Here is a 12,723-nt window from a genome sequence, read left to right as displayed (position 1 = left end):
GCAGTCAGTTTGCGGGCGACCGCTCCATAGCCGAACCGACCAATCAACGATTCCGATTCAGGACGATCATAGTATGAGCAAATCCCGAGAGATACCGATTACCTACGAGGAGATTGAACGAGCAAACGAACGATTAGACGACGAACTGGTTGTCAAACGAACCCCGATCGAACGAAGCACGTCACTTGGTGAGTTCGTCAGCGCAGACGTCTACCTGAAGATGGAACATCTCCAGTGGACGGGATCGTTCAAGACCAGAGGGGCCTACAACAAGATCAGTCAAGATGTTGAGGCTGGTATCGACGAGTTTGTGGCGGCCAGTGCAGGCAATCACGCCCAGGGTGTGGCCCTTGCAGCCACAAAATGCGGTGCAGACTCGGTTATCGTGATGCCGAAGACCGCGCCACAGGCGAAGGTCGACGCGACCCGTGGCTATGGTGCGACGGTCGAACTCGTTGGCCAGGATTTCCAGGATGCGATGGAGTACGCCCAGGACAAGGCTGCCCAGCAAGACGACATGGAATTTGTCCACGCGTACGACGACAGGGATATCGTCGCCGGACAGGGTACCCTCGGCGTCGAGATGTACGAGGATTGCTCGAACCTCGACACCGTCGTCGTCCCAATCGGCGGCGGGGGACTTATCAGCGGCATCTCGACAGCGCTCAAGGAACTATCGCCTGACACCCGCGTCGTCGGCGTCCAGGCGGTCGGTGCCGAAACCGTCCATGAGAGCCTCGACAAGGGTGTTCCCATGACACTCAGCGAGGTTGATACGATAGCCGACGGCATCGCCACTGGTGGTATCTCCGAACTGACGCTCGACCTCATCAAAGAACACGTCGACGAGGTTGTGACCGTGACGGACTCGGAGATCTCGCGGGCGATACTCCTATTGCTGGAGCGCGCGAAACAAGTCGTCGAGGGGGCCGCAGCGGCCTCCGTCGCGGCAATCTTGAGTGATTCTCTCGATGTCGAGGGTGAGACGGTCATGCCACTCCTCAGTGGCGGGAATCTGGACATGACGATGCTTCAGACGGTGCTGATTCACGCGCTCACCGAACGCGAACAGTTGCTACAACTGCGCGTGCGAATCAACGACACGGACGGAAAGATGTCGGAGATATCCGGTACCATCGCTGAACACGGAGCGAACATCCGCACCGTTCGTCACGACCGGTCCGTCGAGGACTTGACCATCGGCGAAGCGTATCTCATGTTTGAAGTCGAAACCAGCGGTGCCGAACACGCACGCTCTATCGTTGAGTCCATCGAGGCAGATGGGTACGCCGTCGAAGAGATGAACCGTCAGTGAGGGAAGTCCCGTCACCGAGCGCGCACAGCCTAGAAGTCCGTCAACTCATCATGACAAATTTTTAAAATGAAATGCGATCCTACCGAATCTTTATTATGGACATATCCAATTGAGTGGTGTGTGGCATACTCCCGCATGAGCCGCCATAGAGCGTCGCTTTCTCGTGACGCGTGGTACGACAATAGTACTGCTCAGGACGGACTTCCGAAATCCCGTCCAATGAACCAAGACCACCAAAACGCGGTCTATATCTACGACTGGTGGACACAGCCGGTTGGATTGGTGACCTCGAATGAGTAACGCAGACTCCGACGGATTGGTGAATCGATTCATTAACGAACTAGATGTGCCGGTGTTCGTCGTCGGATTCCTCGTTGCATTGACGGCCGTCACGCTGTTCATCACTGTCCCGGATGTCGCCGGGACAGCGGTGTCGGACACGAACAAATTCCTGCAGCAGAACCTGGGATGGCTGTACCTCATTGCGATGTTCATTGTCGTGTTGTTCGCTCTGTTTCTCGTCTTCGGGCCGTGGGGAACCATCAAACTCGGAGATGAGGACGAAGAGCCGGAGTACGGTTTCTTGTCGTACTTCTCGATGCTGTACTCCGCTGGTATCGCAGCCGGAATCGTTTTCTGGGGGCCCGCGGAGGCGATTTTCCACTACGATACAGTGCCGCCGTTTATCAGCGCTCAACCGCAGTCGGCCGAAGCTGCAGTCAGCGCGATACAGTACAGTTTCTTTCACTGGGGTATCTCTGCGTGGGCGGCGTACTCCATCGTGGCACTTCCCATCGCGTTCTACACGTATCGTCGTAACGCGCCAATGCGTGTTTCCACGGTTCTTGTGCCGCTCATCGGCATGGACAACCTCGATGGAGTCTGGGCGAAGTTGATCGACATCCTCGCCGTCTTCGCCACGCTCGGTGGTATCGCAACCACGCTCGGCTTCGTCGGCGATCAGTTTCTGACCGGCATCGAGTACACGACCGGTGTCGTGGTCGGTGATATCGGGACGGTTGCGATCATTACTGGACTCACCATCGCCTTCACGCTGTCCGTCGCACTGGGCATCAAGAAAGGGATTCGTCGGGTCTCTCAGTTGAATCTGGCTCTGTTTGGGGCGTTCATGGTTCTGGTGTTCGTTCTCGGGCCGACCGTGTACATCATGATGGCAACTGCTGAGGCGTTCGGCTCGTACGTAAACCAGTTCATCTCGATGAGCCTCTACATGAATACCGGAAACGGATCTAGTTGGGTAGGTAACTGGACCGTCTTCTATTGGGCCTGGTGGTTCTCGTGGACGCCGTTTGTTGGACTGTTCATTGCTCGTGTCTCCCGTGGCCGAACGATCCGACAAGTCGTCGGAACAGGCGTCATGGCATCGACTGCGGTGACGATTCCGTGGTTCGGTTCCCTTGGCGCGACCGCGATTAACCTACAGAGCACCGGACAAGCCGACATCTTGGGCGTTATTACGGAGTACGGCGTGGCCGGGTCTGGCTATCCGTTGTTCGGAGCGCTGCCGTTTGGGGCGATCCTAAACGTGCTGTTCCTCGTATTGATACTGACGTTCTTTATCACCTCGGCCGACTCCTCGACGATGGCCTTGGGGATGTTGACGACCGGTGGCGAACTGAGCCCGTCGACCATCAACCGTGTCATCTGGGGTGCGCTCGTTGGCGCGCTCGCCTCACTGCTGATGGTCGTCGGTGGTGTCGACGCCTTGCGAGCCGCTTCGATAATCACTGGCGTTCCGTTTGCGGTGATTACGATCGTCGCTATCGTTGGTCTGTGTCTCTCGTGTCGGGAGATACATCCGGTGTTCTTCGACATTTCCGGGACTGAGACGGTGTCCAACTCCTCGACTCGTACCGAAACCCCAGTCGAAGCGAACGACGATTAACTTCTCACACGGCTGCTACCACCTGGATTGCCTCTTTTTCTAATCGTTCCGGCCTCGTTACTTGCGTTTGCCGAACCCATTACGATCCGGAGACTCCAGTGGGATGACCCGGTCTAGATTCTCGAGGCGTTCTTAGCCTGTGTTCCGTTCACCACGAACGATGACGATACGACGCGGCCAATGTGAACGTCGATTGAAGAAAAGAAGCCACAACGAGGGTGACCGACTCCCCCGTTATTCGTAAATCGGGAATTCCTCACAGAGTTCGTCGACGGTCGTACTGACACGATCCCGCACGATGTCGCTTTCGGGATTGTCGAGTACTTCGACGATGAGTTGCCCGACGGTCTTCATCTCGTCTGCCTCGAAGCCACGGGTCGTGAGCGCTGGTGTGCCGACGCGAATCCCGCTCGTAACCATCGGTGACCGGGTCTCGCCAGGAACCGTGTTCTTGTTGACGATGATGCCGACGTCACTGAGCAGTTCCTCGGCCTCCTTTCCGGTGAGATCGGGGTGTGATTCGCGGAGGTCGACGAGCAGAAGGTGTTTGTCGGTGCCACCACTGACGAGGGAAAGCCCCTGTCGCTGGAAGACGTCCGCGAGCGTCTTTGCGTTCGCCACGACCTGCTCGGCGTGGACCTGGAACCCGTCGGTCAGGGCTTCTGAGAAGCCAGCAGCTTTGCCAGCGATGTTGTGCATCAGTGGACCACCCTGTGCGCCGGGGAACACAGCGGAATCGATCTCGTCCGCGTGCTCCTCGTCGCACATGATGATGCCACCGCGGCCAGCGCGAATCGTCTTGTGCGTACTCCCAGTCACGAAGTTTGCGTATTCGACTGGTGAGGAATGAACGCCAGCGGCGATGAGTCCCGTCACGTGCGCGATATCAGCGAGGTGATCGGCGTCATTTTTGTCAGCAACCTCACCGATGCGTGCGTAGTCGAACTCGCGGGGGTACGCCGAGGACCCACTGACGACCATGTCCGGATCAAACTCATTTGCCATCGCCGCCAGGTCGTCGTAGTCGATATACCCCGTTTCGGGGTCTACCTCGTACTGCCTGACGTTGTAGAGCTGGCCGGAGAAATTGACGCTGTGGCCGTGCGAGAGGTGTCCACCGTGTGAGAGCGACAGCGAGAGTATCTTATCACCCGGTTCGAGGGCGGCAAAGTAGACGGCCATGTTGGCCTGCGTCCCGCTGTGTGGCTGGACGTTCACGTGGTCGGCGCCGAAGAGTTCCTTGGCATAGTCAATGGTGAGTTGCTCAACGGTGTCGACGTGCTGGCAGCCACCGTAGTACCGACTGCCGGGATATCCTTCCGCGTACTTGTTCGTCAGGACGCTGCCCTGGGATTCGAGAACGGCCTGGGAGACGTGGTTCTCCGATGCGATCATTCCGAGCGTGGATTCCTGCCGTTCGCGTTCGAGTTCGGTGGCTTCGGCTACGCCGGGAGCTATCTGATCGAGTGACTGTCGAAACGTCATATCCCAACCAGGTGCAATGGTAGTAAGTATCTTATGTGCAAGCCGATTTCAGCACAATAGTTATGATTATTTACATGATGTGTAATGAGTTCCATCCCGGGATGGATTTAATACAGATCGTCCAGAACGGCTGGCTATGAAGCGCACGATCAGTACTTCGGATGCGCCAGCAGCGGTTGGCGCGTACAGTCAGGCAACGATCAACGGCGACCTCATCGTCACCGCAGGACAACTCCCACTCACACCGGACGGTGAGCTACTCGACGATGCCCCGGTTGCCGAGCAGACGAAACAGTGTCTCGAAAACGTGGAGGCGATTCTTGTCTCGGAAGATGGCTCCCTAGACGATGTCCTCAAAACGACCGTCTTCCTCAATGACATCGACGACTTCGAGGAGTTTAACGAGGTCTACAGCGAGTTCTTCGGCGAAGAGCCGCCCGCGCGTAGTGCGGTCGAAGTCGGGAATGTGCCGAAAGGGGCAGCGATAGAGATCGAAGCGATCGCGATGACCGACTAGGGTCGAGTTGTTTCTAGAGGCTATCGAACCGGTTTCGCCCGGAGATGTTCGAAACGTTCACCAAGGATAGCACGAGGCGGCAAGGCCGGAGACTCGGACCTTCGACACTCGGACAGACTGCCTCGTCATCACCCTCAGAATTTCATTGTGCTGCCTTTGTGAACATCACATTCTTCCGTTCTACAGCCCACTCACGCGCCGTATCGTCACTGTCAGCTTTCGTCCAGTGAATAGTGAGACCGATGTATGTACTAAAGGTCGCCACATATACACATGAATTCTTTTGCAATACAGTGGCGCACGATGTAACGAGACAAATGATAACTGAAAGCGTCAACGCGGGGCTGATAGCATGACAGACGGACTGACCGAAATCACGATCGTAGGCGAGGACGATACTGGCATTGTCGCTGAGGTAACGTCGTTCCTCTTCGAACGCAATGTCAACATCGAAGCCCTCGACCAGGCCGTTCGGGAGGGGACCTTCCGGATGACCATCCACGTCGACACATCAGAGATGGTCACCACACAAGAGACCCTTCGTGAGGATCTCGAAGCCCTTGGCGAAGACTTCAATGTCGACATCCAGGTTCGATTCCCCATAACCAGCGAGACACAATCGCTCGCCGTTCTCGTCACAAAGGAGAGCCATTGTCTCGAAGCGCTCCTCAAGGAGTGGGAATGCGGCGATCTTGGTGCCGATATTGATGTCGTCATCGGGAACCACAGTGATCTCGAACCGCTTGCGACCGAGTACGGTGTCCCCTTCCACGACATCGGTGACGAAACGGGCGTCCCGGACGAAGACGAGCTACTAGACTTATTGGCAGACTACAATATCGACCTCCTTGCGCTTGCTCGCTACATTCGCATCCTCTCGCCGGAGGTCGTCTTTCGATACGACAACCGTATCATCAATGTTCATCCGAGCCTGCTTCCGGCGTTTCCCGGTGCCTCTGCGTACATGCAGGCGATCAAAGAAGGCGTCCGTATCGCAGGTGTCACGGCCCATTATGTGACCACCGATCTCGATCAAGGTCCAATAATCTCCCAGCGGACGTTTAACGTTCCTGACGACGCCACCGAGAAGGAACTCGAACAACTCGGCCAACCGCTCGAAGCCGAGGCGTTCATCGAGGCCATCAAGCTCCACCTGAACGATGAAATCACCGTCCAACGTGGCCGTACAAAGCTTCAGAATCCGGATAAGACCGACGCACAACTCGGTGCGCCTGAGGAGCTCAATCGGATCAATCCCGACGCGCCGGTCGACGGATACGAAGGGTACGCCATCCGCGAGACCGACGAAGTGGCCAGTGCCGACGACTGACAGCTTCGACCACACCGTGCTGGTCGCGGGTCGCGGATCGTAATCCCGTAAGGACCGTTTGCTGTTGTTCTCGCCTCGGATTCGCATCTCTCGACCTTTTCGAACCTCCAGTAGGTAAGCGTCGAGACACTCGGAGTACTTCTCTGCCGTTGGGTATGGCGACGGTGTCCGATACAAATCTATCACTGACGCCGATTCCAACGATTGATATAAATCTGCCAGATCGTGTTTGCCAGCGATTGGAAAATCCGAATCAGTGCGTCCAGAAACAGCCACGCCGGATTTGAACGCAGGAGCTCAGATGCATTTCCGGTTACCTGCAATTGACCCACTCAAGCGGTGTCACTGAGATATTCGACGACAGTCTTGGGATCAGCAGAGAGGCCGCCTCCCTGTGCGAGAGACGGCCTGCCACCGCCCCCGCCGCCGAATTCGTCCGTCACGTCCTGGATAATTTCGTTTGCATCCAGTTCACCGGTCGTCCCGACGACGACGAACGTCGATCCATCTGAACCAGTGAGAACGACGATGTCGGCGGTATCACCCACGAGATCGTCGATGCGTTCCGAGACCGCATTCGCGCCAACTGCGTCGACTTCGCCCACCAGCCAACGGTTCCCGTCCTTCGAGACGACATCGTCCTGCAGCGTGTCGAGTTGTGTTTCGAGCAGCCGTTCACTCAGCTCCGCCAGCTCGTCTTCGAGGGACGTCTTCTCTTCGAGGAGGCTGCGGGCGCGTTTGGGCAGGTTATCGACGCTCGTATCTAGTACGTCCGCAGTGCGGTTTGCGTTTCGCGTTTCGTCGATCTGTGCGTCGATAGCGTGTGGACCGACCGCAAACTCGACACGGACGAGTCCTGATCCGGGATTCGACACGTCAACTACTTTGACGGGGCCGATTTCCCGGGTGTTACGAACATGGGTGCCGCCGCAGGCAGCGATATCCCAACCGATAATCTCGACAATCCGAACTGTTTCGGCTTCGGCAGCGTCGTCTGAGAGGTTGAAGACGATGTCCGAACGGTTACACGCCGCCTCGGTGTTCATCTCCTCCCAGGTGACATCCTTCGATTCCCAGACCACTTCGTTGATCATGCGCTCGAAGGTGAGTTCGTTCACGTCGGTCGAATCTCGACTGGTCTTGAAGTCGAGGCGGACCTTCTTCTCCCCGATGTCGAAGCCACCGTATCCGTGGTCGTCGAACAGCGTTCGGCCCACACCGTAAACGAGATGGCTTGCGGTGTGAGCGCGCATACAGTACGTCCGGAAGTCGTCGCTGACGTTTCCGTCGACGGTATCACCGATCTCGAATGTGGGGCTCGTGTCCAACGTGTGGACCGTCTTGCCATCACGCGTCTGGACGTCAACAACGTCGATGCCAGCAAGCGTGCCCCGGTCGGCCGGTTGACCGCCGCCTTCGGCATAGAAGTACGTCTGGTCGAGACGGACCTCGTGTCCGTCGATTGCCTCGACAGTTGCTTTGAAATCCGTTACGTACGGCTCTGCTGCCGCTAGGTTCTCTCCCAACTCGGCGAGCATCGTCCCAGTTGTCGGGACACGCTATTATAAACTGCACGGAACACGGGATAATTAGCCACCCGGCGACAAATTAATAGTGCCGCCCAGAATCCCAACTGGTATGGGGTATCAAGAATCGGTAGTGTATCTGGAGTCACTACAGCGACTCCGTCCAAAACTTGGGACGGAGACGACCCGCAGGATGCTCTCCGCTCTCGGCCGGCCACACACGGGAATCGACTGCGTGCAGATCGCGGGATCGAATGGGAAGGGAAGCACTGCGCGGATGCTCGAACAAATCCTCAGGGAAGCAGGACTCGATGTTGGCGTCTATACATCACCAGCCCTGACTGACTTGCGTGATCAGATTCGAGTTAACGGTCGAAAGATTCCAAAAGAACGCGTCCAGTCGTTTGTCAACGATATAGACCCGTGTATCGAACGGTTGCGGGCGGAAGACGACATACCAACCTACTTCGAGGTCCTCACGACGCTAGCGATTCACCATTTCGACGTGGAAGATGTCGACGTCGCAATCCTTGAAGTCGGCATTGGTGGCCGGTACGACGCGACCAGTGCCGTTGATCCGGTTGCGAGTGCGGTGACCAGCGTCAGTCTCGAGCACACTGATTTGCTGGGGGACACGGTCGAAGCAATCGCCCGGGACAAAGCACAGGTCGCGCCAGCAGGCGCTCCACTCGTAACTGGTGCGGACGGGTCGGCACTACGTGCGATTCGAGAGGAGACGGACGTCATCACTGTTGGGGCTGAAGCCGGGGACATCTACGCCGAGGAGACTGGTATGGCCTCGATGGTCGAAAGTTCGGTCTCGATTAGAGCAGTCGATTGGTCGGTCGAAACGAACCTGCCTCTCCTTGGCCAACACCAGGCGACGAACGCTGGGATTGCAGCGACGCTTGCCCGGCAACTCGCGTCGGTCGACGCGGACACGATCGCGTCGGGGCTTCGAGGGGCACATTGGCCCGGTCGCTTCGAAATCATGTCGACCGCTCCACTCACGGTTCTCGATGGATCACACAACCCCGACGCCTGTTCGAAACTCGCTACCCTCGTCGAACGGTACGAGTTCGACGACTTGCATCTCGTCTTCGGCGCGATGGCAGACAAGGACTATGCAACGATGCGAAGCGAACTCCCAGCTGCCGACTCAGTCTACCTGTGCGAACCAGCCGTCGACCGTGCCGAAGCGGTCGAGACGCTCGCGAGTACGTTCATCGGCCACGCCGAGGACATCAACTGTTCAGGCTCCGTGCTGGAAGCGACCGACCGAGCACTTTCGGCAGCGGGAGAGAACGACTGCGTACTCGTCACTGGCTCCCTCTACGTAGTTGCCGAAGCCCGAGACCGGTGGACGAGTCTGCTGACGCCAAAGCGGACGGACGAACCAATGGCTGTCCCGGTCGATTCCGAGGCACACACAGTCACGAGAATCCAAGCGTCCACGGACCATCGGACGTTCAAAACACAACTCCGTACAGAGCAGGCGGATTTCGTGACCGAAGCGCTGCGGTCGGCCGGCGGGAGCGCACAGACACTTAACGAAGAGGCATCGGACAAGCGCGTCTCGATCTTGCTCTCAGGGCTGGTCCCGCAGTTTCACGAACTCATCAGCCGAATCGACGGTGCTGGGCTCGGTCTGTCGCACCTCTCAGAACAACTCGAACGTGCCTTCGATACAAACCCACATACTGACCAGTATCCGTGGGGCGACGAGACGGCGCTCATCGGCATACTGAATGTCACACCAGACAGCTTCCACGATGGCGGCGAATACACCGATGTCGAAGCCGCTGTTCGCCGAGCGCGGTCGATGGTTGGCGCTGGCGCAGATATCATCGATATCGGTGGTGAAAGCACGCGGCCGGGGGCTGACCCAGTGTCAGCTCAGGAGGAAATCGAACGGGTCGTCCCAGTAATCGAGGAGCTAGCCGATCTGAACGCCACACTCTCAATCGATACCCGCAAAGCCACTGTCGCAGACGTAGCGCTCGAAGCAGGTGCGGACATCGTCAATGATGTGTCGGGCCTTGAGGATCCGGAGATGCGCTTCGTCGCCGCAGACCACGACGCTTCGCTCGTCATCATGCACAGTCTGTCGACGCCGGTTGAACCGGGTCAGACCGCACTCTACGATGATGTAGTCGAGGACGTCATCGACGAACTCGCCGAACAGGTACTGCTCGCGGAACGAGCCGGTCTCGACCGGGAGCAGATTATCGTCGATCCGGGCTGTGGGTTCGGAAAGGACCCTGCGGAGTGTTTCGAACTCATCGGCAGACTTAAAGAATTCCAGTCACTCGGCTGTCCGGTTATGGTTGGGCACTCACAGAAATCCATGTTCGAACATGTCGGCTGCCAGCATGGTGATCGACTATCCCCGACGCTTGCGATGACGACACTCGCTGCAGAGCGCGGTGCAGATATCATTCGTGTCCACGACGTTCCGGAGAACGCGGCCACGATTCGGACAGTCGAAGCAACGAGAGCACACGACTGAGTAGAAGACATAGACGACTGGCAGCAGAGACGCCGACGAAGAGTGAACGGCGCGACCACGGAGCCCGGGTGCTGTCGGAGACGGCGGCGTTCGAGTTCGAGGTTTACGTCGAGAATGAAACCCAGGACAGCGCGTCTACGTTTCGACACCGAACGACGAGGTCGATATCGTGGAATATGCGTCTTCGAGTTCCTTTCCCTCCTCTGGGAGCACCGCCATGATGACGTAGTCAGTATACTGATTGAAATACTCGAGCAGGCTGTGAATTCGCATCGCATCGAGCATCTCTACCGCGTCGACGATGATGAACGGGAGTTCGTCCACAACGTCGTGGGCCAGGTAGCCCGCGAGTGCGACGACGAGACCGATTACCTCCCGTTCGCTCTTGCTCAAGTTCTCTATCACGTCCTCGAATACGGTCCCTTTTTCGGTCGAGCGAACAATGTGGAGTTCGAATTCGGTCCCCGACAGGGAATCAGATTCGGACGTGATGCGCTCGGTCCAGATCCGTTCGACTTTCTCGTAGTCGAGTCTGTCGAGTACCTGTTGCATCATCTCGTTGAACGTGGTGACAAAGTCACGCTCGAGCGTCTCGATTCGGTCACGCTGGTCCTGTAACTGGGTGACCACCGATTCTCGCTGCGCCTCGATGCTTTCCCGGTTTGAGAGTTCCGTTTCGATACCCTCGATCTCGGCTTCAATGTCTGTTAGTTCGTTTTCAAGTTGCCCACGTTCGTATTCGAGGTCACTGACTTCGTCGTACAGCTCGCCAAGTTCGTCGGATTGCTCACCGGATTCTTCGATTTCGTCCAGGAGGGTCTCGACTTCAGCTTTGAGCTCCTGCTGACGGGACTCAAGTTCGGACAGTTGCTCCGTTCGCCGTTCTATCTCGGCTTCGGTTGAGCGTTTCTGCTCTTGCAGTTGTTCGTGTTTTTGCCGCTGCTGTTCGAATTGCCGACGTTGCTCGTCGAGGGTCTGGATGTGGTCGGTAATCGTCTCACGCTGGTCTCGTTTCTCCTCCAGAATCTCCTGGACGACTCGAACCTGCTCTGCGATTTCAGACTGCTCGACGCTGCTCCCACAGGTCCAGCAGGTGATGGTCCGTGAATCCGGATCGAGTTCTGCGACGATATCGTCTGATTTCATCTCAGCTGGAATCTCGTCGTCGTCGTCCAGCAGTTGACTGTTCATCTCGACGATCGGACTCAACGAGTTGATCGTCGTCGTCAGCTGCTGTTTCTGGTGGTGCAGTTGTTCGATTTCGTCCACAATTGCGTCGGCGTCGTTCGGCAGCTCCGCCAAATCGAGGTCGTTCAACTCCGTCTCGATGGAGTCGGATTCCTTTTCGAGCGACTCGATGGCCGCTTTCTGTGTGCGAATCCGATTTCGAACCGTTTCTCGTTCAGAGCGTTTCTCTTTGAGCTCCTTGAGGGCTCCAGCATCGGTCTCAACCATCTGCTCTCCTTCCAATTCCTCGATAGTCGATCGTTTTTTACGAAGTGTCGACTCGACATTCTCGATCTCCTGGCGTAGGCTCGTCGCACGCGTCTCGAGCCCTGGGAGGCGGTCCTCCTTCCGATCGAGTTCAGAAAGTTGGTCGCTGAGGTCATCTTTTGTGGCCTTCAGCTGTTCTATCTCGTATTCGATACTTTCCGTGTCTATCGGCCGCATCAAATGGTCATAGAGGTCACCATCGTTGACGACGGCCTGGCGAATTGGATTCGTCTCATCAAGCGTTACGAAAAGCTCACAGAGGTCTTCGAGTTCTGTGAGTCGTTTCTCTTCGGCGACAACTTGGGTGCCGTTTTGCTTTGCTAATTCGATATAGTACTCATCCGTCCCCATCTCAAGATCGACCCGCCCACTGGTGGCGTCGCTCTTCAGCGGCGGTGTGGGTCCGCCCAGAACGGCCGACAACGACCGAAGGAACGACGATTTGTTCGAGGCGTTCTCCCCGACGAGGAGTGTTACACGTGGCGAAAGGGTCACCCGACTCTCCGAGATCCCACCGATATTTTGAACGGTAACTGTGAGATCGTCAAGTCCTGTCTCGTCGTCCATACTATCTAATCTCATCTATTAATGTATGCCTTTTTGGTACTTACGAACTGGCTCGGTAGATACAAGACAGAGTG

General features: G+C 56.9%; 8 protein-coding genes. 5 read left to right on the top strand and 3 right to left on the bottom strand.

What is annotated here, in order from left to right; all coding sequences use genetic code 11:
• Nucleotides 1-73 precede the first annotated feature (73 nt).
• Entirely contained in the window at nucleotides 74-1,315 is a 1,242-nt protein-coding gene (gene ilvA, locus MW046_RS16080; RefSeq protein WP_247995553.1) for a threonine ammonia-lyase, read from the top strand.
• Nucleotides 1,316-1,607: 292 nt separating this feature from the next.
• Nucleotides 1,608-3,221 carry a BCCT family transporter gene (locus MW046_RS16075; protein ID WP_247995552.1) on the top strand — a complete coding sequence of 538 codons (1,614 nt, stop codon included), beginning with the start codon at nucleotides 1,608-1,610 and terminating at the stop codon, nucleotides 3,219-3,221.
• 234 nt (nucleotides 3,222-3,455) lie between these two features.
• On the opposite strand, the gene glyA is transcribed toward MW046_RS16075, so the two are convergent.
• A complete protein-coding gene (gene glyA, locus MW046_RS16070) occupies nucleotides 3,456-4,706 on the bottom strand; it encodes a serine hydroxymethyltransferase (protein ID WP_247995551.1) in 1,251 nt (416 codons plus the stop codon).
• A gap of 136 nt (nucleotides 4,707-4,842) precedes the next feature.
• On the opposite strand from glyA, the gene MW046_RS16065 reads away from it, so the two are divergent.
• Nucleotides 4,843-5,223, top strand: coding sequence for a Rid family detoxifying hydrolase (locus tag MW046_RS16065; protein ID WP_247995550.1), 381 nt, complete (start codon nucleotides 4,843-4,845; stop codon nucleotides 5,221-5,223).
• Nucleotides 5,224-5,575: 352 nt separating this feature from the next.
• Nucleotides 5,576-6,553, top strand: coding sequence for a formyltetrahydrofolate deformylase (locus MW046_RS16060; protein ID WP_247995549.1), 978 nt, complete (start codon nucleotides 5,576-5,578; stop codon nucleotides 6,551-6,553).
• Between the two features lie 332 nt (nucleotides 6,554-6,885).
• Here the strand turns inward: MW046_RS16060 and MW046_RS16055 are convergent, their stop codons facing one another.
• A complete protein-coding gene (locus MW046_RS16055; RefSeq protein WP_247995548.1) occupies nucleotides 6,886-8,091 on the bottom strand; it encodes an alanyl-tRNA editing protein in 1,206 nt (401 codons plus the stop codon).
• Between the two features lie 100 nt (nucleotides 8,092-8,191).
• Here MW046_RS16055 and folP point away from each other — a divergent pair, with 100 nt between their 5' ends.
• A complete protein-coding gene (gene folP, locus MW046_RS16050) occupies nucleotides 8,192-10,588 on the top strand; it encodes a dihydropteroate synthase (RefSeq protein ID WP_247995547.1) in 2,397 nt (798 codons plus the stop codon).
• A gap of 135 nt (nucleotides 10,589-10,723) precedes the next feature.
• On the opposite strand, the gene MW046_RS16045 is transcribed toward folP, so the two are convergent.
• Nucleotides 10,724-12,649, bottom strand: a complete 1,926-nt coding sequence (locus MW046_RS16045; protein ID WP_247995546.1) for an archaea-specific SMC-related protein — start codon at nucleotides 12,647-12,649, stop codon at nucleotides 10,724-10,726.
• Between the last annotated feature and the right edge of the window lie 74 nt (nucleotides 12,650-12,723).

Origin of the sequence: Halocatena salina (assembly GCF_023115355.1) — an archaeon.
GTDB lineage: Archaea > Halobacteriota > Halobacteria > Halobacteriales > Haloarculaceae > Halocatena > Halocatena salina.
This window is presented reverse-complemented; position numbering and strand designations above follow the sequence as displayed.